The following is a 24,642-nucleotide window of genomic DNA, read 5'->3' on the forward strand; positions in this document are numbered from 1 at the left end:
TTAATTAGGATATAAACACCAGGTTGCTTATCTGTCACCGAAGCATTATAACTTCCATCCGAAACAAATTTGCCCTTTTTATATAAATTTGTTCCGCTATATATATATGGACTAACTACTCCCTTATTAAAGTAACCCAAGCATCATGTACTGTTGCCATCGCATATGTAACAAATACGCAATTACAATTACTCCAAATTCCATCCCCAATACCTTTCTGCTCCACATTTTATACTCCTGCTGTTCGCATTTTGACAAAGCCAGATTCGGATGATTCACGGGAGCAAAACACCATATACAAACTGTTGACAGAATAAATATAATCCCTTTTACCATTTCATACTTTTCTATTAACGGAGCAATTATTTCTAATGCCATTAATAATGTTAATACTGATCCTGTCAGACATCCCCAAAAACTTTTTGCATGAAAACCACCTGTAGTCTGCCTTATAGCCATAAAGGAAACAGTAAAGATGATTCCATCTATTGGTTTTCTTACTATAAAGGCAATACAAAACAAAACAACATATGCTACTATCTTTTCCAGCATAATTGTCAGCCCATATATAGAATCTTCTTCGTATTGTTTACCCAAAACATCTTTGCCAATAAGATATTTTACAAATTTAACTATCATAGCCAGGTTCTCCTCGTCTTCCATATACCATAATTTCCTGCTTAAATTCAACAGCAATAGCAAAATTCGACTAAAAGTACCCAAATTTGACTGTGATTTTTCATATTTACTTTTTTTGCAAGAAAAAAACAAGGCTCTGCAGCCTTGTTTTTGTAAACAGATATTTATATTTCTTCCGTTTGGGGAATTACTGCCGTATAATAAAACCATCCCTTATCGCATCTGATTCTCCCAATTCCACCATACTTATCTAAAACCATTTGAATATTCTTCAAACCAATCCCATGATTTTTCTTATCCCCTTTACCCGTTTGGATATCATTGTTTTTAATTTCTACGGGAACCGCCACTGGATTCTGGACAGAAAGTACCATTTGTTGTTTTTCCTTTACAAGTTTTAACCGTATCACCTTATTACAATCTAATTTCTCACAAGCCTCAATCGCATTATCCAATAAATTCGACAACAAAATAACCACATCCTGCTCCTTCATCCATAATCCGGATAAATCATTTACCTGAAAATACAGAGCAATATCCTTACTTTTTGCGAGACGATATTTTTGATTTAGTACAACATTTAATACTGTATTATTAACATCTATGACTTCCCGACCATCTATTAGTATTTCTGTCAATTTATCTGCATATTCCTCTGCCTCCCGGTACTTGTTTTGCCTCAATAGTCCCTGAATGCAATGAATCTGATTGTTATAATCATGCACCATCCGTTTTTTCTGCGCATAATCCTCACTAAATTCATAATATGCCTGCATTTTTTCTTTATTTCTCTCCTGTAATATCTTCATTTGATTATATTGTTTTTCTCTTGCCGATATGTATTTTAATAACACAAACATGACAAGATTGATGCTTACCATTCCAAAAGAAACCGTCAAGTATCCAAAAGAATTGTTCTTCTGTTGAAAAGACAGCAACATAACAAGCATGATTACTACAGTCATCATTGGAAAACTAATCATTAAAATCCATTCTGATTTCTTTACATCCAGCTCTTTTTCTCTTTTCCAAAAATAATCCAGTATCAGTACAATCACAAACAAAACCGTCTTACACAAAAGGACAAGAATCACTTGAATTACACTGTTTGATAAATCAGCAGAATCCAGCAATAAATCAACCAATATTAATCCTAAATAATCAACACAGAATAAAATCGCATAAAAAATAAAACTAAGAAATATCTTGAGCAGCCATTTCCCTGTATAAAATATCACAGCAAACAGTGCAATGCTTATAATAATCCCTATACTGCGAAAAACATAATGTCCACCCGTCTGAGTAATTAATGCCCAAAACAAAAACACTCCTGTCAGCAAAAAAACGGATAATAATTTCAACCATCTCGCCGGATATCTTTGTTCCAAAAACATATTCAGGAAAATTCCACAACAGAGTGCTTCATAAAATACAATACTGATACTTTTGAAAAATTCTTCTACCATAATATTTTATACCTCGTGTTTAACTACATTTTTTCTTTGTAACTTAAATACTGCTCTTTCACTTTTGCGTATCTTTGTTTTGTCACGGGAATTTCAGCACCGTTTGACAAGTATAGCAAATAGTTATTTATTTTCTCTATATGTACAAGATTCACTAAAAAGCTTTGATGCGTCCTTACAAAATCATAATTCGATAAAATCAACTCCAGGTCGTTAATCTGACCATACATATATAAATTTTCTCTGGTTCTCTCAAACCATAATTGATGTGATTTACTCTCAATAAAAAGAATCTCTTTTAACAGAACTTTCCTCTTTCCCCCTACAAACGGAAATTCCATTTCCCTTTCCTGTTTTTTCTGAAGAATCGTATCCATACATTCCGGCAGCAAGCTTTCCAGATCATCCTTTAATATGTAGCGTACTGCATCCACGCGATACCCTTCAAGTGCATAATCCATCATAATAGTAATAAAAACAATGTCCACATTCTGATTTTTTTCCCGTATCGCATACGCTGTTTCCATCCCATTCATTTCTTTCATTCCAATGTCGAGAAATATAATGTCATATTGTTGCAGGTTATTATCATCGCTGCAAAATTCCAAACCACTTGTAAAAAGATCAATACAAAATATAATCTTCTTTTCTTTAAGATATTGTTCGACTAACCTTTTAATTTCTTCTCGAAAATATTTCTCATCATCACAAATTGCTACTCTTAATTTTAAGTCCATGCACATCCTCCCACCTGTTATCTAAAAAATCAATATTTTTTATTGTGGCAAATCAATTATTTCCATAAAGCAAAAGAACATAAATACATTAACGGAATCAACACATACGTTCCTGTATCTGCTTCCTATAGCGTCGTTCTTTTTTCTCATCTAGTATACCGCAGATAGAACAATATTGCTAGAAAGATATGATTTTTTTCATAATTATTAGGTTTTTCTCATAACATTTCTTTCATCTTCCTTCCAATCATTTTCCTGACTTGCTTTTCCAGCAAAGCATCCACATATCCTTGTACCCGATACAGATCTTTTGCATCCGGTTTTCGATACTTATATAGCACCGGAATCTCTCCCCCTTGTATTGCTCGATATGTAACCATATTTAGTATACTTTTGAATCAACCTGGCATTCAACCCATGTGTTACGTATGAAATCATATGATTTATCGAACTATACAAACATTTACTTCTTACATCAAGGAAACGATGCAATTTAAAATTTTCATTATTGAATAATTATCTGAAAATTATAGGATTTCTGTGTGTCGAATTCTTCTGCACAAAACTATTCACATTTGGTACTGATAATTGAATATTATCGGACGAAGAGATGTGTCGTGACGGATGATTTTTAGTTATCCGTCGGCTTTGAGGAGAGTAGCGGATAGTCAAAGGTTATCCGCTGATTTTAAAATTGGAAAATAGATAATTATGATAAAATTGTCGTTAACCGGGAGGCATATATGAAACACATTTACTGGGTAGGGATAAAAGAATCCGAAATTAAAGTATGTAAACATTTATTTGAAGGAAGTGTTACTTTTATTGGCTCTGGAAAAGATGGAAATATTTCTTTTTCATCAAGCCAGAATTATACGATCAATTACAATGAGGATTCCATAGAATTGGATAATTTTATAAAAAATTCATTACACTCCATTATCAATAAAATACCGGATGTTTTATTTTTTTGCTATACTACATCATATATTTATTCTTTAGAAGATGAAGAAATTAATAAACATATTATTTGCGGAAATAATCGTGACACGTTGCAATTATTACGAAATAAAATGAATAGTCGTTTATGGCTAAATAAATATGTTCCTGTTCTTCCTACAATTATATTATCAGGCAGTGAATGTCAATATCATTATCTGTGTTCGTTATTTCCGTCTGAAATAGCATTTACCATTCAAGGTTGTACCGGCGCAGGTGGAATCGACACCTATATAATGTCTCTGGACAATTACAATGAGATCAGAGAAAGATTATATAAAAACCATATCTATCTTATCTCACCATATAAAGCAAAGTCGTATTCTACCAATATTCATGTTTTATTTACTGAAAATAATTATTATATTACACCTGGTTCTATTCAAATTGTTGAATATGAAAATGGGCGTATGATTTATCGGGGATCTGATTTCATTGAGTATCAAAATATATCCTCTGAGATTATCACAAAAATTATTAAATACACAAAAACATTGGCTGAAAAGCTAAAAGTAATGTCATATACAGGTGTGTTGGGAATTGACTATTTAATTTCAGGATCGGAGGTTTATTTTTTAGAGATTAATCCACGTTTCCAATCCTCTACTCCAATGATAAACCTTGCGTTAAAAGAAAAGGGATTGCCAAGTATTCAAGAAATGATGCTTAAGATGTTCTTTCAAAAAAACGAAATTCCTGATAACATATTTGATGATTTAAAGATTAATCACAGCAGTTATATTGTTGACTATGAAAAAGGAAGCTGCAATTATTCTGTTTATTTACAAAATGTTATGCACTCAAATGAAATTGAAGAACTTGTATTAGATGGATACTATGATGGTATGGAATGTCAAACAGGAGCCAGCATTTTCAGCATAACATTTAATAAAAGTATTACGTCTTTAAATTCAAACAACAGTTTTAATTTATATGATAATATTAAACCATTTCCGGTGAGAAGAATAGATTTATGCTCCGTTAAAGACTGTCAATGGTTAAAATTTTCAATAATGAATCAGGGCGTTTGTTTTTCTGACAATGTAAGAGAACAGCTTCCCCTTTTTCAAAAAGGTGTGTATAGCTCTTTGGATATATATCTTAGTGATTGTTTTATCATAAACGCACCGATTGAAATGCCATTTCACAGTTTATCTCCATTTAAAATAGATTATCTTAATAATAATCTTGCATTATTTTATGGGGACGAATTTATTTCAAATATCAGTATTCGTGAAAAAAATGATTACTGCGATCAATATACAAAAAACGGTGTAAACTTTCAACGAATATCCTTTATTGCTACGGATCGATTAAGAATACATCATTCACCAACCTGTGTTTTCCAAACACAAAAGAAAGGATGTAAATTTTGCGATGTTCCGGGACAAAGTATGTATTTTGATGAAGATGATATAAATGAGGTCATTGATTGGCATTTAAAGCATTCGAATTTTCGACACATATTAATCGGTGGTGCGTCGGGAACATATCCCCAAGAATATGTTCGCATTTTAAAAATCGTTAAATATATAAGGAATAAATCGGAAAAACCTATTTATTTGATGACATTACCACCGAAAGAAACTTCCATATTGGATGAATATTATGCTGCTGGAGTAAACGAAGTTGCATTTAACATCGAGATTTATAATCGAGATGTTGCAAAAAAAATCATGCCCGGTAAGGGACAAATTTCATTATCTACTTACCAAGCTGCATTATTGCATAGTGTTGAATTGTGGAAAAATACAGGAAAAGTAAGAAGTCTGCTTGTATATGGTTTAGAAAATGATGCGACTTTTTTTGAAGGAATCGAATGGCTGGCGTCAAATGGAATACAACCCATTATATCTCCATTTCGGGCATTAAATGGAACTGCATACTCCAACACAGTTCCACCTTCCACCCAAAAGCTAATTGAGATATATGATACTGCTTCAAAAATTTGCAAAAAATATCATATAGAATTGGGCCCCGATTGTATGTATTGTCAAAACAATACACTTAGCTTTGACTCTCGTGTAGTTTTTCTTTTCGATAAGAAAAATTAAAAAACGGAAGTGATATTTGAATTGAAATTTCCTGATTTTTTAATACTTCACTTTTCTCATAAACATATTTAACATCTTTTTCTGCTACATCGGGATATTCAGATGTGGCAGTTTTTTTCTTAGATTTATTGATTTCACTAATTTGTGCTACAAAGGAACCAATGGTTGCAACTTGAGCTATAACATTAATGGCCGTTTGCAGAAATGTCGGATTTGCAGTAATCACAGCCGCAATAATCGCTGTTGCATTGATTATTGTCTGAGGATCTTGATTTGTTATTGTTAACCAAAATGACAGAGGATCTGAATTATGCCTAATTTCAACAGAGTACTCTTCGTTAGATATTTTGTAATCTCCCAAGCATTGTTCAATAAGCATATAAAATAAACCTAATTTTTCTGTATCCAAAGATGTAATATTGGTTTTCAAATAAAGTTGAGCTGCAGGCATTCCGTTATCAAAAGCAGTCAGAATTTTTTTGATATCATTTATATGTAGTGAATACTGATATTTTTCATATTCAGAAACATTAATTGTATTATAGTACTTAATAATATCAAAATAAAGTGTTGTCATAGTATGTATATCATAGTATGGATGATCTGCAATCAATTTGCAGATTGCCTTGATTTTTCTAAAATCATTTGAATTAATATAATGATACAGTCCTGCCTGAATAAGTTCTTCTGAATTGTCATAGTCTTCGCGAAATAATGTGATATTAATTGCTGGAAAATATTCATCCATTTCAATATAATAGGACAATAAATCAGGTAATAGATTAATGTATTCCTGCGGTTGTATTGATTTTTTCTTTGAAGATATAGATTCAATTAAAATATCATCTGGAGATTGTTTTAAATAATTTAAAAGACCAAAAGTATATGATATTTGGTGAAATGGTAATTTTACATCTTTCAGGTTAATATTTTTAAATTCAGAATATTCCAAATTACATCCAATTAGTGAAATATGATCAAAAGTTACATTGTCAAAAATATCATCCTGTAAAGTACAGGAATCCCAAGTTACATTTTGGAAATCAACATTGTTAAAACGTGCCTGCGATATAGTGGTACTTTTGAAATGTACATTCGTTATTTGAGAATCACAAAACATACTCTGACTTAAATTACTATTACATATTGAAGCGGATTGTTCTACCCCCTTCAATGTACAATTTCTGGAGAAATCGCAAAATTGCATATTCGTATCAGTAATTTCAAAGTTATTTAAATCGCATGATAGAAAATGAGCTCCTGATAATCCAACCGCATTAAAAGTACAATTTTCAAAATAACATTTCTCATATCTTGCGCTTTTAAACCTCATGAATTGGAATTTTTGAGAAATAAAATGAGCCTTTATAGCCTGATTCTTTTGACTATTGAATTCAGCATAATCATACTCTTGTAATTTAGAGAATGCACTAATTTCTGTTTTAGGACAAGGTGTGATTTCTTTATTCATTGATTATCCTCCGTTTATATAAAATTAAAATCAGCGGATAACCTTTGACTATCCGCTACTCTCCTCAAAGCCGACGGATAACTAAAAATCATCCGTCACGACACATCTCTTCGTCCGATAATATTCAATTATCAGTACCATTCCATTATACCACCCCCTTACCTTCTGTTTCAATATGTTTCTCTAAAATTTCCATTCGATTTCTAGGATGTTTCATTTTCAAAATCTCCATCTGCTTTTTTAATGCAACCTCAGCATAAATCTGCGTTGTCATGATTGACGCATGCCCCAACATTTTCTGAATAAAACGTATGTCAACTTCTTCTTCCAAGAGTAATGTAGCAAACGCATGACGAAACATATGTGGCGTAATATGCATTTCAATCATTGCTTCTTGAGTGTAGCGTTGGATCATCCGACGTGCTGACTGCTCAGAATATCGTTCCCCATAGCGATTTAGAAAGAAGAATTCACTCAAATTCAATTCCTTTTCCCAATGCCTCTTGTATTCTTTCAACTGCGCTAACACTTCTCCCGTTCCTATCTGCAGATAGCGTTCCTTCCCACCCTTTCCTTTTATGCAAAATATCCCCTGTTCAATGTCAATATTTTTTTGCATCAAATTACACAATTCCGATATTCTTATTCCTGTAGAAAATAAAGTTTCGACTACCGCTATATCGCGATTTAGCAATTTTTTTTCAGATATTGTACTCTCTATGCTTTTTTTTGAGTACATACTACTTAATAATGACTGCAAGATAGAATACGGAATCGAGCGTGGTAAAATTTTTTCTTCCCGAAATTCTGTCCGAATCTTTCTCAAAGGGCTATCATCTATGATTTCTTCATCCTCTAAATAAGAATAAAATGCTTTTATACTAGCAACCTTACGTTTTACTGTCTTTTGTTTGTATGATTCGTGTAGATGCAAAATGTATTGACGAATTATTGCTTTTTCAGTTACCAATTTCTTTTGAACACAAAATTCAGAAAATTGTCTTAAATCAATTCGATATGCACGAACTGTTTTCTCGTCCAACTTTCTTTGTTTTAAACAATAATACAAATATTCATCTATTAGTTCCTGTTGATTCTTCATGATATTCTCCTTTTTCAAACAAGAATACCACGCACACATATTTTCTGCAATTTCGACTCCTTTAAGGACAACTACATTGCTGCATCTCCAGCCACATCCCCTTCTTCTGCAGCACCTGTCCTTCCTCAATCTCCGGACGAATGATGGACTTGATCACACCCTCCTCTGCTCCCGCCTGTAGCAGTTCGCGGATTACTTTTCTTCTTGTCTCGCTCGTCCACTCGGAAGCATAGATATCAAGCAGTGCGAGTTTATCAAAGTTTTCGATAAACCATGCTTTTCGTTCTTCCGCTTCCCGTTTCATTTCATGATTTACCGCAGACTGGATCATGCCGGCAGTAATCGTCTTTTCCACTTCTGCTCCTTTGACATCTTTTGGCGTGGAATGAATCTTCTTCTCCATCGCATCCAGATCCATCATCATAAAGGAAAAGGCGTCCAGTTCATACAGCCGGATGTTTTCATTTTTCGATTGCTGTTTTTTGAGATATTTCAATGACTCTTCCCCGATAAAGTCACATTCTTTCATCTGCTGTTTCTGCTTTTCTTTCTGCACCACCGGGACAAAAGCACCACATTTTCTTGCTTCCAGATATACTTCATGTTCCCACGGGAACCATTTCTTATCCCGGATTGGATTTTCCCCACGCACAAAAATAATACATTCATCATCCGGCAACAGGCGAAGCTCATACTCTAACATCAACTCCCTGCCAAGCACATCGTAATTCTCACTGTAAGAACCGCTGGTTCCTTTGCTTTCTCCACTGGTTCGTTTGTCGATCGTCCATTTTCCAAGCAGCTTTGAGACATATTCATAGGTGCTTGCTTCGTTACCACCCAGATAGATAAAGGTGTCGCAGTTTCCGACAATGCCTTCCCATGCTCCGTCCGTAAAAAGCGTTTTTAGCTGTGCCAGAGACTGTAAGATTGGCACACAGTACACACCACGGCTTCTGCAGGTGGCAAGGATCTTATCAAAGTTATTCGGCATCTTGATATTCGCCATTTCATCCAGCCAGAATCCCACATCCATCGGCAGTTTTCCGCCAAAGAATCTCGCCTGCCGGTACAGTTCTTGAAAAAGCAGCGTATACACCATCCCCGGTACGAAGTTAAAGGTATCGTCATCATCCGGAATGATGATAAAAAGGTTGCTCTTTGTTTTCCCGTCTCCATCCATTCCCGTTCCAAACTCATCCAGCGGGATGTCATTGGATGAAAAGATCTCCAAAAGTTCCTCATTATCAAAAGGCTGCATCCGGGCATTGACTGTCATAATGACAGAACGGATCGTTTCATCCGGACCGCCTCTATAACGCTGGTATGCTTTTACGGCCGGATGATCCGGCTTTTTCTTCGCCAGTTCTTTCATGCGTTCATCTAACTTTGGCGGCGTATCTTCATCCACGAACTGTGCCGCATCTAACAGATAAAGAATGGATTTCCAGTTTCTCTGTAGAAGTTCTGCCTTTCCTCTTTTTGGGTTATATACCCCCTTCGGACACTCCATCCATACATAGAGAAAAAGGCTTTCTAGGAACATCCGCTCTGCCTTTTCCCAGAAAGGATCCTGAGAAGAATTTTTGATATTTGCTGAGTTTGTATTCTGGATCAGATTCGTCACCAGCTTCGTGATATCGCTCTTACTGCGGATATACGGAAACGGATTGAAATGCATACTTTTCTCCATTTCACACAAGTTCAGCGTATATACTCTGGTATCCTTCTGTTTCGCCAGCCATGCTCCCAGCTCCTCCGCAAGGCTTCCCTTCGGATCCGTATAGATGTTGCAGTCGTGTAACGACATCAGATTGGGTGTCAGGAAGAACGCTGTCTTGCCGGCACCACTGCCCCCAACAACCACGATGTTGTTATTGCGAAGAGTATCCGAGTCGTAGCGGAAACGCACATTTTGCGATAACACTTTGTTTTCCGGAGACAGACCGGACTTTGTTTCTTCTGTCCTTGCGGCATACTTTTCATTGAACGCCCGCACTTCGCCCCATTTGGCAGAACCAAACTCATTGCCGGGCATCCGGTTATGGTCGCTTTTACTATATGCCTGAAAACTGCAGATCATCCACAACAAACCTCCCACTAGAACCATACTGTAACTTTTGTCATTATAAACTTTCAGCGGATGCAGCAGACACCAGATGATCTGTTCTTTCAATTTTGATATTTCCACATCCACAAGATACAATCCGCTCAGACTGTAAAACAAATAAAGCGTGGGCAGTAACAAAACCGCACACACTTTGAATAATTGGTGTAATCTTCTTTTTCTGCTGTCACCGGCAACATGCGTTGCACGGGAGCGTTCTTTCTTTCGTTTCATATAGATCCTATATTCCTTTCTCAGCCCACAAAGTTTGAGCTGAAACTATAAATTCGCCGTGTAAAAACGCTGATCATTTATTTCACACTGCTTTCCTATCGTTTCTTAAGGTTTACATCCAGTTTGTGCCGCAATATCTCTTCCGGCACCGGCTGCCTCTCTTTCCCTCTGCTTCTCTGATACTTCAGACACTCCGCTGCAATATCTTCATTCTTTTTGCTGTATTTTCGCAGCTCTTTTCCCTCCAGATCAATTTCCCGAACCTCAGAAGTTCCACTCCGCTTCAGGTATGCCTGCAGCCGTTTTCCATCCTCCGAAATACTTACTTCTGCCTTATCCAAGGAAATACACCGGATAAAGTCTTTGGATTCCTGCGGCTCCTTTGGAAGATTGGCTATATAGAGATTTGGTGATTCTGCCACCATCTGTGTTTCCATGTCAAAGGTTACCGGGATGTATTCCGGACTTTGATAACGCTCTTTCATTTTTTCCAGGGCCAACACTTTCCCCACTGTTTTCTCTGAAACCGGTTCAGGGACAGAAGATTTTTCTTTCATCTCCTGTCCCTGATTAAAAGATGGAAAGATCGCTGCATACTCCGGTTTCAGTTTTTCGATCATTTTCACACGGTCATTTCCCACCGGGGCAAATGCTTTTTCCAATTTTGCAATGTCCAGTTTCACTTTTTCTTTCTCATGGATGTTCTGCCTTTGATCCAGTGCATATCCCCAGATGTCTCCCTCTCGTTTCAGGCAGGTGATCACAGTCTGTCCCTCATCCAAAAGAATACAGTCTGACTTTTTGATCCGTATGGCACTGGAAAGATTTTCTCCCAACCTGCCACGGGGAATACGAAACAGATAAGCATCTTTTTCTTCCCGCAAAAGAAGGGATTCCACATTGATACTGATCGGAAGATACTCTTTATCCTGTATCCGCTGCTGAAGCTCCTCAAGCTGCTCCTCATGCATCCTGCCTTCATATCCTTTGGCGGCAAGTTCATCCAGATATTCCAGTCCTCCGGGACTTGCCATTCCCATATATTCGTCCAGATCGATCTCTTTCGCTTCTTCCCTGAATTTCTTTTTGTAGTATTCAATGACCATACGCACGCTCTCCACCTGCTCCGGATTGTATGCGATCTGTGTATAGCCGTCTCCCAGATTTAAGTCCGGCAGTTCCGCAAAAGCTACTTTCATCTTTTTCAAGCGGTCATAAAAGGGGATCAGCTCTTTTTCCCCCTCCAAAGGAATATTCAAGATCGTATATCTTCCGCCTGTCATTTTCTCCAGATCAGACAATTTCATGGTATTGTGTGTCCCCTCACTGGCATAATGAAGTTTCATCCGGTGCTGCAATGCTTTCACCTGTGCGATCTGCACCCCTTTTGCTGCTCCTTTCGCTGAAAAGCGGATAGCCTTTCCTAAACCGCCCAGCCCTCTTCCATACAATTCAATGATCTGCACTAAGGATTGTAATTCTTCACTCATCTGCGTTCCCTCCTGTTTTTCTTTGCTTTCTCCTGTGGTTCCTGTTCTTTCTCCATCATTTCATAAAATTCGATACACCGTCGTATCTCCATCACATCCTTTCGATTTCTCGCCATCTCAAGGACATCCTCTGCCGGCATTTTTGCCTCCACCGCTTTACGAAGCTGCTCAATCTGTGCCGCCGACAATCCGGTGTCCCTGATAACATACTCCATCACTTCTTCATAACCCTGTTTTGACTGATTGTGAGCCAAATACTCTGCGAGGAGCATCTGCAGTCTCTCTGCCGGATTCTCCATTCTTTGAATTTCACCATTAGATTCCGGTTCTATCCCAAATAAAATGCAGAGCATTTTTTCATGCTTTGCAAGCAAATCCGATGTGTCTGCTATCAGATAACTGTCAATCTGTTTTTCCGTCAATCCGTAGCTGGCTCCAAGAAATACTAAAGTCCATTCGCCATCTGTTGCTGAAATACCGTGCTTTTTTATCAATGTCTTTATCAATGTCATTTGTTCTTCCGTCACCTTGTTTTATTCCTCCTTTGCTTCATCACTCGTATCAACTCTCTCTGTACCCTGTGTGCTTCTTTACGCTTTACATAAATACCGCATTTTCTGGTTTCATTCTTCATCTTTTGAAGCACTCCGACGCTCCGCTCATGCATATAAAGCGGTGTACCTGTCCGCCGGTACAATCTTCTTGCCTCCAGCACCTGACGCACCATTATTTTCTGGTACTCTGACATTTCACCATAGGGGATAAACTGATAGTTTCTGCTCATTGCCCAATCAAGGTTTTTATTTCTGCCTGTGGACAGTTCTTCTTTTCTTTCCTGTCTTTGCGATGTGATACGCCTGTCGATATCCACCGGCATATACCCCTCACTTAATCGGTAGCTGCGGATTGCTTTTCCTCTCCCCGGCGGTGTAAGGGCAAGGTAGACACCATGCTCTCTTGAAACTCCTTCCCACAACTGGTAATAGTGATCCTGCACCATTCTTCTCTTAAAATCTGCATAGGATCTGCTTTCGAGGATGCACTGGTCAATGTCCCGTTCCACCTGCTCTTTTCCGGTCCGTTTGCCATCCTTTTTTTCATAATCTGTTGAATAATCCAATTCCGGATCCTTTTCCTTTAATGATCCGGTATGATATTTTTCTGCCAGCCGGTTTGTCAGTGGTCGTATCACTTTCTCCCAGTCTCCTTTTTGATAACGGTACTTTCCACCACTTCTGCTGACAGAATTAAAGACCAAGTGCATGTGCATATGGTCTCTGTCTTTATGAACCGAGCAGGCATAGTCATACGCCCCGGCAAGATATTCTTCTGTCCATTCCTTTACAAACTCCATAGCCTCCTCCGGCAGTATCATCTCATCCTTTGAAAAAGAAAACTTAAAATGATAACCTTCTCTGGTACCGTGCGTGGGGCGTAGCTGCTTTGTCAAAAAAAATGTATCCAAGATCTGCTCCGGTGTCACCCCGGTATTGCTGAAGCACAGACCATCCGTCTTTCTTTCATTGAAGATATACGGAATGGACTTTCTTAAATGTTCCTTTGTCTTGATGGCATCCATCTTGATGATTAACGACATCACGCTCCCTCCGTTTCTTGTGTTTCCTTATGCCCCTTTCATAAGCCGGATGGTGCTTTTCATCATTCCATAAACTTCATCCAGCTTTTCTAACAGATCCGCTCTCGGTTCCACATAATTGTGTTCGTTATACTTTTTGGCGATCTGATTGATGTTCACACCGATTTTGTTGATCTCATAGATCATCTGCAGAATCGAACCGTCAAACTCATCCCTTGTCACCTCCGGCGGACATTTGGCAATGCTGCGTATATATTCACTCATAGTTTTGTGCTGATCGTTTGCCTGTCTTGACAGGGCAGCTTTTTCCATCGGTGTCATTCTTACTCGAAGGATCTCTGTTTTTGCGTCATTCATGCGGTCACTCCCTTCTTATGTTTGGACAATTTGTCTAAACGCTATTTTTATCTTTTTTGTTTCTTTTTGTCTGGACAATTTGTCCAAACATAGTGTTTTCTGAGCTTTATATGCTTTATTTTGGCACATAAAATGTGCCTTTTCCCTCTCTCATTCAAGCCCTGCAAGATACGCATAATGTGGACACATCTATGCACATATCTTGTAAGGGGACTCCGTTCCCTTATACCCTTATGCCCTTATATACAGTAATAGCGTTATTTTTTATGCTTTCGTCTGGAACTGACTTTTGACAACTTTTTCTTGGCTTTTTTTGCCTTACGTGATTTCTTTTTCGCTTTCTTCTTTTTATGAACCGCCTTCTTTTTTGCTAGTTTTTCCCTTTCTGCCTTTTGCTGCTGTTCCAGCTTAGCCTGTTCTTCCTGCACTTTCTTTTCCTTCATCTGATTGATTGCCGCTTCATCGTATGATGTTTCTGAAAGTGACATCTGACAGCTTTTCAGATTGTAATTGCACTGATAGACACTGCCATCTGACAAAAGAACAAAACTGGTAACATCAAATGCCTCCGTCTGCTGATAGGTCAGTTTTTTGACGGATCTGCATTTCCTGTCCTGACAAATCTGAATCAACTGATTTTTCAAATCTTCATAAGCTGCGTCCGACATAAATCCTAAAAAGGTATTAAGATTTGTGGTATCCACAGAAATCGCTTCTTTGGTTTCTTGCGGCAGTTCACGATCCGGAGCATTCTCTGTCGCAGTCACAGATGCCCCCGATGCTGTTTCTGTAACGACCGCTGCGCCGGTTGCCGTATTGGTTTTATGAACCGTTTCCAATCCTGCATGATGACCTCCCATCATACTTTTTATGATAGCTGCCACAATAATGGCAACAAACATAAAAAATACCAACACTGCCATAACAGTCTTTCTTCCCTGTCCCCTGTCTCTTTGCTTCCAATAAAATCTTCGTATGTTTCTTAACATGACTTCCTCACTTTCTATCCTGTTTGGACATAATGTCCAAACGCTACTTTTTGTCCCATTTCTTTAACCGTCTGAAATAAGTAAAATTTGTATAAACACCAAACATCGGTCCCTCTGTATTTCCGGTCAGGGAAGAACCACTGGAACTGGTACAGTGAAGCCAAACCACTCTGCCATCCTTCGTTTTCCCACAATAAATCCCAACATGATTTGCCCCACCGGTTCCACCTGTCTTACTTTTCAATCCAATATCTCCCGGCTGTAACTGGTCAGCAGATATGTCCTGAAACTTTTTGGAACCGATAAAAGTTGCTGTCGTAGAACCATATGGCACACTGGTCACTCCTGCTTTATGAAATGCCCATGCGGAAAAAGCAGAGCAGTCCAAAAACTCCGGTTTGTCCCGTCCATCCGACTGCCGTTTCTCCATGCTGTATTTTACCGTCCCAATTAAAGAAGCACCTTTTTCAATCACCTTCCAAGCCTCCGCCGGCGCCGTATTATTTTTCTTCAATTCTTCTAAAATCTTTTTGGCGGATTCATTGGATACACTGGTTTCTTCATTCATCACATAGTAACGAAGTACATGAGGTACATACTCGTTATCACCATAAGAACTGTACCCAAGTTCCGCACACATCTTTGCTGAAAAGATCCCGGCATTTTCTTTGGTGTAACAGCCATAATTTTTTAATGCCCAGTCAATGTAGCCATTCCCAAAGTTGTACCCCTGCAGGGCAAGGGAAATTCCTTTTATGTCATTCGGGCTTTGACACTTCGCTTTTGTCAGGCAGTCCGACAATTCATGCGTTCCGCAGTCAATACTTTCTTCTGCGCTGTCAATCGGTGGATTCACATTGTAATAGGATTGTGCCGTCTGCATGATATCCGGTTCCGTTCCTCCGCTTTCCTGTTCAATCACGGCAAGACACAGATCCACATAATCATCAATTCCATATTTTTCACAGTATTCCGAGACAAGTTCACGGAAACTTTCTGTCTTTCCAGATACCTGTGCCTGATAGGTTCCGTCCTGTGATTCATTAGCAGCACCGCCGGAGCCAACCACTGCTCCGATTGCTCCCACGATAGCTGCCACAAGAATAATCAAAAGAAGTGCTATCCATACAGCGGGATTTGCCGCTACTGCCTGAACAACACTTTGTATTGTCTTTACCAAAGATTTTCCTGCCTGCGCTCCTGCTTTTGCTCCCGATCGAACAGCCTGTGCCGATTTCTCCGTTGACTTTCTTGCAGCCTTTCTTTTTTCCCTGCTTTGCAAGTTTTTATGCACAAGCGTTTTCATGCCGCCCACTGCTGTATGTGCACCTTTTCTGGCAGTTTCTTTAGAAAGCCTGATAGGTGCGTCTTCTGTATACTCCGTATTTCTTTCTTCATAAGAAGCATCTGCCACACTGCTTCCAAGCAGCATCAGATGCATGGACTGCACCATAAGTTCCCTTGTTTCATGAATAGAAAAAAGGACACGCTCACTTTTGGATGAACTGCCCTTCTTCTGCTTTTTGCCTTTATTTAGTTTTTCAATGCCTTTTTTCTTGAACCGTCTCTTTTTCCGCCGTTTCATTTTTTCTGCCTTAGCCATTTCTCTGGCTTTCTTTAACATTCGCTGTTTGGAACGATAATCCAGACTTTTGAACACACGCTTCGCCGGCTCACTTAATGATTCAATGACCTCTTTGTCAAGATGATCCATTTGCTGCCACCTCCAATTATATTCAGTGGGCTGTATGTATTCTTTTGATTTTTCTGTTGAATGTTTTGGGGAAATATGATATATTGATATTAGAAAAGGAAAGTACCCACTCCAAAGTGGATGCTCCCAGGGAAATTTAGATGTCCTTACGGACACCGCCTATCCTGTTGGCAGACAGGATAGGCATTTTTATTTTCGCTTGTTTCTCTTATTGAGAAAGGCAAGCAACGCTATAACAAGACTACCAAAGGCACATAACAATGTTAATATGCCGATGAAAATCGAAAGGATTTCAAAAGTTGTCATCTGCGCCACCTCCCTTCCTATGTATTCCGGCAAGCCGGTCATTCGGTGTTGGGAGGCTACCACCCCGTCATGGGTACTTTCCTATGGCTTACGCCATGCAACTAATATATCATTTTTTCCGCCATAATTCAACGATTTTCGTCAATTCATTTGCCCTTATTTTCCCCTATTTGCCTGATATTTTTTTATTGACCATCTCATGGAAATTGGTATTAAATAACTGGTAAAGACTACTGTCTTTTTCCATTGTATTATCAAACGGGACAATCTTATCGCCAAACCGGATCAGTCCCATTCCCGGCTCTGCTCCATTCACACAGGCAAGCTGCTCGGAAGAAATATCAAACAAATCTTCTACCGCTTCCTTGTCCATTGTTCCCTGATCCAGCAAAAGCATAAATTCGGAATTGGAAACCATTGTTTTGGTAGAACGGTTTCTCTGTGCATCGATTAAGTTCTGGCTCATCCCGGTACAGATACCACCACGCTTGCGGACCTCACGCCACATCTTCTCCAGTGCATGTAAACTGTATTCTTCTCCCCAAAGTTCGTGCATCTCATCCACATAAACCCATGTAGCAACTCCATCCGACTGGTTATATTTGATCTTAGCCGTGATACTTTCAATCATCACAAGCATTGCCATTGCCCGCATTCGTTTTCCCAGTTCCGAAAATCCATACACGGTAAAACGGTTCTCATCGGATATGGACTGCTCTCTGGCAAAAATGTCAAGCGTACCATCTGCAAATACTTCCAACTGGTCTACGATCTCCTGTGCTGCCTCATTTCCATCGTAATGCTCAAGAATATAATCTCTCATCACCGGAATTGTCGGGGATTCCGGACGGTTTCTTGTCCGTCTTTTATCTTTTCGCTTCTTAAAATATTCCTCATACATATGACTGACTGCCTTATCAATCACAGCGATATGTCTGCTGGTAAGCGGCACCGGTTTCAATGCCTGCTCACAGATCGCATAAGCAAACTCTGCTTTTTCTGCCACAAAGCGGTCAATGTCCGGCACAACATCCGGTACATGAAACGGATTGACATAAAAGACATTTTCCGCAGACTGTGTCAGATTGATATACTGACCGCCCCACGCCGCAGCAATGTCTTTGTATTCTCCCATTGGATCTACCACGATAATGTCATCCTTTGAGAAGCATAACACCTGCCCCATCTCTGATTTCTCATTATAGGACTTTCCGGAACCCGGAACACCAAACACCATCCCGTTTCCATTCTTTAATAATTTACGGTTTCCGATGATCAGATTTTTGGATACCTTGTTAAATCCGTAGCAGTATCCCAAATCATCATGGATTTCCTGCACATTAAACGGAATGAAAATGGAAAGTTCCTCAGAGGTAATTGTCCGCATCGTATCAACAAATCTTGCTCCCGTCGGCAATGATGTATTTAAGGCATCAAGCTGTCGATAGGAATGTGGAACAATATCCATGTTGTGTGTTTTTCCAATGATACGCACCTTTTCTGTCCGTTCCTCCAGTTCTTCCATCGAAGCAGCTTTTACCACAATGGTAATCCCCACATAAAGAAGCCGCTCATCGAATGAAGAAATACGGTCAAGCATCTCCTCCGTATCTCTTTGCTGCTTTCTCCTCTCGTAATTGATGTTGGTAGAATAATCTCCATTTTCGTTTTTCAACTCCTGCTCACGGTTAATGCTTCGCTCATTAGACATGTACTTTTTCATCACCATCTGATATGCCACATCATTGTCAAGCGGCTCCACATCCATCGAGTAAATGATCGGGAAGTCCATGTTTGTCAGTTCATTTAAGAATTGATCTGTTAAACCGTTCGGGTATTTTCTGATAAACATCACACAGGCGCAGCTTCCACCCTCCATCTCCAGATATTCCGGATGCTCCCGTAAAGAAGTATTGATAATGTCATTTCTCCAGTCCCGTTTCAGATGCAGATATTCGTTCCAGTTAAAAGAAAAAGATGCCTCGTCACCCATGCGATAATAACTGTGTAATGCTCGCAAGCGTTCCGTGGCATCTAATAGTATCAGGCAGCTTCCCAATCGGTGAAATAACTGCTGTATGGAAAACTCTATGGTGTTAAAGTAATTCTTAGCACTTTCATAATCCGGCTTTCTGCAACTGACAATGAAATACTTGGATTGCAAAAGTCCTCCCCTCCCTTCCTGCAATCGCTTTTCAATCAGCTTGTGGTATTCTTTCGCCAAAGGCTCCATTTCTTTGCTGACTGCCTTCTGAAGAATTTCTTCCCGCAGCCTTCCATTGTCGGCATAATGATTGGATACAATGACCTTATAGCTGACATTCATTGACCGAAGCAGCGTTTCAAACCGCTTGCCGGTTTCTTCTTTTTCTTCTTCATCCTGCGTAGAAAAGTTAATATCCTCAAACAGATACATCCTGTCAAACTGATGAAGCTTCTTTTTCCCTCCGTCTTTGTTTGTCGGACTCTCCAACTCAAAGATACCATTTTCCGAAATTCGATAGATTGGTATCGTATCCTGAATACACAATGGCACTTTGTAAATGCGTTCTGTCTGTGGAGTCAGCGAGTCCTTTCTGAATAATTTTAGCATTTGTTTTAACCTCCTGTTCTTATTTTAAGTATGAAAAAAAGAACTACCGAAGTAATTCTTTTTCTAAATATATTGTTATCGTTCATTAAACAAAAAAATATTTTATTTTCACATCACGAATCTTGTTTTTGAATATATAAAGATAACAACTGCATTTGACAACTATATTTTTGTTTTCCAATTTCATTTTCCGATATGCCAATCACCTGATCATCATCAACAACTTCACAAATACAATTAAATTCTTTGCACATAACATCCAACAATTCACACATGTCAGATACTTCAATTCTGTTATCATCTCTTGTCATATCAGTATGGGCCAAGAATTGTCTTCTCATTATTTTTACTGTCTCTTCAGTTTTCCTATTCCCTTTTTGTTTTTTCACTTGCTTATCAGGACAATTACAATTTCGCAATATGTCATTAACTGTATTCCGGAATTTAGGAATAGTATTAGCTTTAGAATCATTATCATAATATATTTTCCATAATGTCAATTCTAAATCTTTTTGCAATAAAAAAACAAACTGATTACTGATATTTATCACCTTATTATATAAATCCGGTCTATCTTTTTGTAGTTCTATATATGCCTCAAGAATTGCGACCTCACAATAACATTGCTTAATCATGGTATAAAGTTCATTGTAATTTCTATAAAACTGCTCATTAAATTTCATAATTGCCATTTTGAAATATTAATTTCTATTTCTACTAATTTTAGTAATAACGACCTTAGTAGCAGAATTAATTTTCATCCTCCAATCCTAATTATCATGTCGCATAAACCACCTACATCTATCTCAATTATACTCCCCTCTATGTAAGAATAAAAGCGTATTATTAAATTCGTTTTGCATGTTTCGGTGATGGTTCTTTCCGCAATTCCTCATTGTATATCTCCCCCTTCGGATCAACTCCACGAATCATAAGCTCCGCTGACATATTCTCCGGTATGTTCCCAACCACATTTACATCATGCAGATTTTCAACCAATTCACGAATCTTTTGAATGGCAGTTTCTTCCGCATTGATCTCCGGATAATAACGCATCATATCCAAATCTATCGTTTTACCGGACACCAAATCTACCTGCGTATCTTCCATTTTCGTCTGTCCCGGCTTATGGATCTGAATACCGATGCTTGGAATACCGTTAAGAGGACCTTTTTGATACTCTTTCCAAAGAGCAATGGCTTCTTCTGCATTTGAAATGTCATCCCGGTATCTTCCCAGAGAATGAAACTCACCGCACTCAGCCACGGTAAATGTGATTTCCGATCTCGCCGGTTTCTCTGCAAAAAAATCCTTAACTTTACAGAAGCCAAAAGAATCCACATAAAATGCTCTCTTATCACCTCCGGATTCCAAAACAATCACATCACTCACCGACAGGGAATGACCGGTAAAATCCTCCGGACGGTGGATATTGAATCGTTCATACAAAGTATCCAGTGTTTCTCCGGGCTTTAATTCCCCCTGATACTTTGATTCATAATCACTGACATTTATCTGCAGTCCCTTCTTCTGCACATAGTTCATCCCCCAAAAACGGTACAGTTCTCCATCGCTTCCATCCTTGATCTGCAGGATTTCATAAGTAACCGGTGATGTTCCATGGTAAAATGCTTCTTCTTTTACACCATCTGCCACATGGGAAATCAAATGTGCATAATGACTTGGTTCAAACAGTTCCGGTACATTTTCCCGGATACTGAAAGTCTTTCCGGTTCCTCCCGCCACAATGACATGGTCATAAAATTCAATATCTAGCAGGAGGCTGGCGTACATCATTTTCTCTGTCACATTGCGATCTGACACGCTCATCTGAAGATCCGATGACGGATGATTATGGAGCATAATCATCCCTGCAGCATTACTGAGTATGGCTGTTTTATATAATTCTCTTCCGGTTACCAGAGAAGCATTGACACTCCCAATACTGACCACATTGAAATTAATGGGACGCCCCTTGCCGTCAAGATTGACAACACAAACCTCCTCCCGGTCAAGTCCTGCTAACACCGGTGCCAGAACAGAAACTGCTTTATCCGGCGTATCTATGCGTTCCATACTGAATACCCCTGTTTTATCCGTCAGTTTTAACCGCACTTCCACCTGTTTTAATTCATGCTGCATCCGACACCACCTCCACTGTTATCACTAACATCGTATCTTCCTCTTTTTGTTCGATAAGCTGTTTCAGTTCATCCAATGAATGGATCACAATACCTGTTTTTTCTTTTTTACTCATATCTCAATTCCTTTCCTGACTAATGAATTCTTCCAGAATGTTTCATCGGTTCATGACTTTGTTCCGGCAGCTCTGACTGCAAAGTATTCTTTTCTTCCTGCACATCAACCGTCGGCTCTAAATCCAGTTTCAGGTTCTTTTTCAGGTTTCTTTCCGGAACACATCTACTGAATTTATGTTCTTTTGCATCGTACTGATATACATGATTTGATAAAACTTCATCATCTCTTACACACGCCGCGTTTACACTACTCACCATCTCTTCAAGTTCTCCAAAATTCATGCCTAAGCTTTTAGGTACAATCATTAACTCATGCACCGAAGATGGAAGAACATAATAATCTCCTCCCACCTGTTCAGCCACCATTTTCTGCACATTTTCACTGATGATGCTGACAGCTCCATTGAGTTTTGACTCATTGCTTAGGCAATAAATCTCTGTTCCTCCCAGTGGAAGCATTTCTCTGACATGCTCTTTAGCCTCTTCAAATGAAATTCCCTCCTGTTCTGATAATTGGCTCGCCGAAATTTCTACCATAACATTTTCAAGCGGTTCACATACCGATGGCGATAACCGCTCCATATTTTCCATTGCCAGCACATGTAATTCTTCTGGTGTAACTCCATATTTTTCCATTAAATAATTTGTAATCATAATAGAACCCATAGAATGCGAATCTCCAGTCACCTTTATATTGTATGTAATCGCCAGATCTTCCCTCTGTGTATATGGTGCATCCTGTAAACGGATGCTGTTTTTCTCCAGATTGACCAGTTTTGGAAAAATATAGTCTTTTACTGTCTCATAATTTCCTATCTCTTCTAATTTTTCCTGAAATCCTCTGTTTACAACCGGTTCGATATTTTCAATATAAGTATCTGCAATATTCGACACGATTCCATCCAGGTCTTTTTCTTCTTTGTATTGCTCATACAAAGGATTCAGATAAATAGTGGGTGAAATATTACTATCCGGACTTGAAATCAGTAAACCATCTAACACTACATCGTTGTTTTTCACCACCTGACGGATTGCAATCTCTGCACTTTCAAACCGTTCCGGCAGATAATCCGTTACATTTTCTTTGATATACTCCATAAATTCACTATAACTTTTCATTGCGTTTTACCTCTTTTCTTTCTGTCTGGACATGATGTCCAAACGCTGCTTTAATGTACTTGTTCCAAATTGGATGTTCTTGTTTCTGTTGGTTCTCGTGACTGTGCATGGTAGATATGCCTTTCCTCACCTACTGCACAAAGCCCTCTCAGTATTCTCATATGGTCAAACGGCTTCATCCGGTTTGTTCCGGAATCATACTCATACGCAGCATGGGATTTCATTGCCGGCGAAGATAATACCGAATCTCCCAACTGGCTTAAAATGGAACGCAGATAAATCACACTGTCCTGTTCTACTTTTGGTGCGATCAGGTATTCCGTATCCGATACCGGTATGGCATAAAAATCACCATCCATATATTCTGACATCTGCTTTTGCATTTCTTCACTATCAAGGCTCTCTGCATTCTGCTCCGAAGAAAAACAGACCACTTCGCTTTCTTCTTCCGGCAGGGCGTCTAACAACACTTCTCTCGCCCGTTCCTCTGTCATTTCATACTCTTCCATAAATTCCGGCAGAAGATGTTCTAACAGCCATTCGCCCAAAGGAGTCACCATTGGTTCATTTTCAAGTACCGGTGTCTCGCCTTTTTCATCCATATTTAACAGGGCATCCAGTTCCGCTAACCGTTCCATCTTCTCCTTCAGTTCTTCCTCCGCAGGAAACGGCTTTTGCACCTCCATCTTTGCCGTTTCCAACTGGTGTGTGACATTGTTAAGTTTTGTCTCTGCTTCTGAAAGTTCCCCAGCCATGCCATCTAAAACATTATGAAGTCTTGTGATATTTCCAAACGCATCCGAACCAAGTTCAAAGTTGTGGCTTAGTTCTCCTTTCAGACTCATCACAAACTTGCGGTTAAAAGAATCAAAAGTGACTTTCATTCTCATACCGGCATACTCACCGATCTCCACCATCTGCTGCAGAGAATCCATCTCCTGACACATAGCAAGAATGGCTGTTCCTGCTTCCTTTTTGTCCGTAAAGATACGGTTTCCCACTTTCATGGAAAAGTTGTCCTTATCTACCGGAAGATTCTTTCGTACTGTTTCCATATCTGTCTGAAATCCCCGAATCCGCTCCTGCAAAATTTCAATCTGCTTGGGATAATTCTTTGCAATGTTATCCTCCAGCCGGTAGATCTGACTGGTATGGTTTGCTTTCATCAGTTTCAGCCTTGATACCTGAATATCTAAATCCATCTTTTCCTTGATATAAGGATTTCCGGTGGCAAGTGCTTTGACCTCGGCATAAGTAAGTGCTGCTTCATCCACATCCTCACAGCTTCGTACCGGCGATTTACTTGTCATGATCTGGCTGATGAATTTCTGCTTGTTTTCTATTACCTGCCACGAATAACTGTCGAATGTGCCTTCTGTCACATAACGAAAAATAGACACGGTATCATTT

At 38.9% G+C, this 24,642-nt stretch carries 20 protein-coding genes; 1 reads left to right on the top strand and 19 read right to left on the bottom strand.

Going from position 1 to position 24,642, the window contains the following annotated elements; genetic code table 11:
• Positions 1-126: 126 nt before the first annotated feature.
• From DXB73_RS02265 to DXB73_RS14450, 4 genes are all read right to left on the bottom strand, one after another.
• Entirely contained in the window at positions 127-639 is a 513-nt protein-coding gene (locus tag DXB73_RS02265; RefSeq protein ID WP_182448317.1) for an accessory gene regulator B family protein, read from the bottom strand.
• 164 nt (positions 640-803) lie between these two features.
• Positions 804-2,105, bottom strand: a complete 1,302-nt coding sequence (locus DXB73_RS02270; protein ID WP_118690012.1) for a GHKL domain-containing protein — start codon at positions 2,103-2,105, stop codon at positions 804-806.
• 23 nt (positions 2,106-2,128) lie between these two features.
• Positions 2,129-2,842, bottom strand: a complete 714-nt coding sequence (locus DXB73_RS02275; protein WP_182448316.1) for a LytTR family DNA-binding domain-containing protein — start codon at positions 2,840-2,842, stop codon at positions 2,129-2,131.
• 218 nt (positions 2,843-3,060) lie between these two features.
• Entirely contained in the window at positions 3,061-3,222 is a 162-nt protein-coding gene (locus DXB73_RS14450; RefSeq protein ID WP_182434285.1) for a hypothetical protein, read from the bottom strand.
• Between the two features lie 363 nt (positions 3,223-3,585).
• On the opposite strand from DXB73_RS14450, the gene DXB73_RS02280 reads away from it, so the two are divergent.
• On the top strand, positions 3,586-5,895 hold the full coding sequence (locus tag DXB73_RS02280; protein WP_118690014.1) for a radical SAM protein: 2,310 nt from the start codon (positions 3,586-3,588) through the stop codon (positions 5,893-5,895).
• Here the strand turns inward: DXB73_RS02280 and DXB73_RS02285 are convergent.
• The 15 genes from DXB73_RS02285 to DXB73_RS15125 all read right to left on the bottom strand — a co-directional run bounded on the left by DXB73_RS02285 (position 5,849) and on the right by DXB73_RS15125 (position 24,632).
• Complete coding sequence (locus DXB73_RS02285; RefSeq protein WP_118690015.1) at positions 5,849-7,366, bottom strand: pentapeptide repeat-containing protein; 1,518 nt, start codon at positions 7,364-7,366, stop codon at positions 5,849-5,851. The genes DXB73_RS02280 and DXB73_RS02285 overlap by 47 nt on opposite strands.
• A 145-nt stretch (positions 7,367-7,511) precedes the next feature.
• Positions 7,512-8,468 carry a tyrosine-type recombinase/integrase gene (locus DXB73_RS02290; RefSeq protein ID WP_118508161.1) on the bottom strand — a complete coding sequence of 319 codons (957 nt, stop codon included), beginning with the start codon at positions 8,466-8,468 and terminating at the stop codon, positions 7,512-7,514.
• A 61-nt stretch (positions 8,469-8,529) separates the two neighbouring features.
• Entirely contained in the window at positions 8,530-10,809 is a 2,280-nt protein-coding gene (locus DXB73_RS02295) for a VirD4-like conjugal transfer protein, CD1115 family (RefSeq protein ID WP_118690016.1), read from the bottom strand.
• A gap of 95 nt (positions 10,810-10,904) precedes the next feature.
• The gene (locus DXB73_RS02300; protein ID WP_118690017.1) at positions 10,905-12,299 is read right to left on the bottom strand and encodes a hypothetical protein; all 1,395 of its coding nucleotides are present in this window, start codon (positions 12,297-12,299) and stop codon (positions 10,905-10,907) included.
• Positions 12,296-12,826, bottom strand: a complete 531-nt coding sequence (locus DXB73_RS02305; protein ID WP_118690018.1) for a hypothetical protein — start codon at positions 12,824-12,826, stop codon at positions 12,296-12,298. The genes DXB73_RS02300 and DXB73_RS02305 overlap by 4 nt, the downstream gene beginning before the upstream one ends.
• Positions 12,823-13,896, bottom strand: a complete 1,074-nt coding sequence (locus DXB73_RS02310; protein ID WP_118690019.1) for a relaxase/mobilization nuclease domain-containing protein — start codon at positions 13,894-13,896, stop codon at positions 12,823-12,825. The genes DXB73_RS02305 and DXB73_RS02310 overlap by 4 nt, the downstream gene beginning before the upstream one ends.
• A 27-nt stretch (positions 13,897-13,923) precedes the next feature.
• A complete protein-coding gene (mobC, locus tag DXB73_RS02315) occupies positions 13,924-14,253 on the bottom strand; it encodes a plasmid mobilization relaxosome protein MobC (protein WP_055941656.1) in 330 nt (109 codons plus the stop codon).
• Positions 14,254-14,510: 257 nt separating this feature from the next.
• Positions 14,511-15,242, bottom strand: a complete 732-nt coding sequence (locus tag DXB73_RS02320; RefSeq protein WP_118690020.1) for a hypothetical protein — start codon at positions 15,240-15,242, stop codon at positions 14,511-14,513.
• Positions 15,243-15,285: 43 nt separating this feature from the next.
• Positions 15,286-16,956: a lysozyme family protein gene (locus tag DXB73_RS02325; protein ID WP_118690021.1), complete on the bottom strand. Its 1,671-nt coding sequence runs from the start codon at positions 16,954-16,956 to the stop codon at positions 15,286-15,288.
• Positions 16,957-17,428: 472 nt separating this feature from the next.
• Positions 17,429-19,855 (bottom strand): VirB4-like conjugal transfer ATPase, CD1110 family, encoded by a 2,427-nt coding sequence (locus DXB73_RS02330; RefSeq protein WP_118690022.1) that lies wholly within the window; start codon positions 19,853-19,855, stop codon positions 17,429-17,431.
• A gap of 113 nt (positions 19,856-19,968) precedes the next feature.
• The gene (locus tag DXB73_RS02335; protein ID WP_118690023.1) at positions 19,969-20,538 is read right to left on the bottom strand and encodes a hypothetical protein; all 570 of its coding nucleotides are present in this window, start codon (positions 20,536-20,538) and stop codon (positions 19,969-19,971) included.
• Positions 20,539-20,701: 163 nt separating this feature from the next.
• Entirely contained in the window at positions 20,702-21,997 is a 1,296-nt protein-coding gene (locus tag DXB73_RS02340; protein ID WP_118690024.1) for a JAB domain-containing protein, read from the bottom strand.
• Entirely contained in the window at positions 21,987-22,112 is a 126-nt protein-coding gene (locus tag DXB73_RS15040; RefSeq protein WP_279221307.1) for a hypothetical protein, read from the bottom strand. The genes DXB73_RS02340 and DXB73_RS15040 overlap by 11 nt, the downstream gene beginning before the upstream one ends.
• Before the next feature lie 19 nt (positions 22,113-22,131).
• On the bottom strand, positions 22,132-23,232 hold the full coding sequence (locus DXB73_RS02345; RefSeq protein ID WP_118690025.1) for a DUF5688 family protein: 1,101 nt from the start codon (positions 23,230-23,232) through the stop codon (positions 22,132-22,134).
• Between the two features lie 50 nt (positions 23,233-23,282).
• The gene (locus DXB73_RS15125) at positions 23,283-24,632 is read right to left on the bottom strand and encodes a hypothetical protein (RefSeq protein WP_347559540.1); all 1,350 of its coding nucleotides are present in this window, start codon (positions 24,630-24,632) and stop codon (positions 23,283-23,285) included.
• Positions 24,633-24,642 lie beyond the last annotated feature (10 nt).

Origin of the sequence: Clostridium sp. OM05-6BH, from assembly GCF_003481635.1 — a bacterium.
GTDB lineage: Bacteria > Bacillota > Clostridia > Lachnospirales > Lachnospiraceae > Butyribacter.

Coding starts and splice junctions, on each gene's coding strand:
- DXB73_RS02280 (WP_118690014.1), top strand. CDS start 3,586: ATGAAACACATTTACTGGGTAGGGATAAAAGAATCCGAAATTAAAGTA.
- DXB73_RS14450 (WP_182434285.1), bottom strand. CDS start 3,222: ATGGTTACATATCGAGCAATACAAGGGGGAGAGATTCCGGTGCTATAT.
- DXB73_RS02270 (WP_118690012.1), bottom strand. CDS start 2,105: ATGGTAGAAGAATTTTTCAAAAGTATCAGTATTGTATTTTATGAAGCA.
- mobC (WP_055941656.1), bottom strand. CDS start 14,253: ATGAATGACGCAAAAACAGAGATCCTTCGAGTAAGAATGACACCGATG.
- DXB73_RS02300 (WP_118690017.1), bottom strand. CDS start 12,299: ATGAGTGAAGAATTACAATCCTTAGTGCAGATCATTGAATTGTATGGA.
- DXB73_RS02285 (WP_118690015.1), bottom strand. CDS start 7,366: ATGAATAAAGAAATCACACCTTGTCCTAAAACAGAAATTAGTGCATTC.
- DXB73_RS02330 (WP_118690022.1), bottom strand. CDS start 19,855: ATGCTAAAATTATTCAGAAAGGACTCGCTGACTCCACAGACAGAACGC.
- DXB73_RS02335 (WP_118690023.1), bottom strand. CDS start 20,538: ATGAAATTTAATGAGCAGTTTTATAGAAATTACAATGAACTTTATACC.
- DXB73_RS02295 (WP_118690016.1), bottom strand. CDS start 10,809: ATGAAACGAAAGAAAGAACGCTCCCGTGCAACGCATGTTGCCGGTGAC.
- DXB73_RS02325 (WP_118690021.1), bottom strand. CDS start 16,956: ATGGATCATCTTGACAAAGAGGTCATTGAATCATTAAGTGAGCCGGCG.
- DXB73_RS02320 (WP_118690020.1), bottom strand. CDS start 15,242: ATGTTAAGAAACATACGAAGATTTTATTGGAAGCAAAGAGACAGGGGA.
- DXB73_RS02275 (WP_182448316.1), bottom strand. CDS start 2,842: ATGGACTTAAAATTAAGAGTAGCAATTTGTGATGATGAGAAATATTTT.
- DXB73_RS02265 (WP_182448317.1), bottom strand. CDS start 639: ATGATAGTTAAATTTGTAAAATATCTTATTGGCAAAGATGTTTTGGGT.
- DXB73_RS02345 (WP_118690025.1), bottom strand. CDS start 23,232: ATGAAAAGTTATAGTGAATTTATGGAGTATATCAAAGAAAATGTAACG.
- DXB73_RS02310 (WP_118690019.1), bottom strand. CDS start 13,896: ATGTCGTTAATCATCAAGATGGATGCCATCAAGACAAAGGAACATTTA.
- DXB73_RS15040 (WP_279221307.1), bottom strand. CDS start 22,112: ATGAGTAAAAAAGAAAAAACAGGTATTGTGATCCATTCATTGGATGAA.
- DXB73_RS02290 (WP_118508161.1), bottom strand. CDS start 8,468: ATGAAGAATCAACAGGAACTAATAGATGAATATTTGTATTATTGTTTA.
- DXB73_RS02340 (WP_118690024.1), bottom strand. CDS start 21,997: ATGCAGCATGAATTAAAACAGGTGGAAGTGCGGTTAAAACTGACGGAT.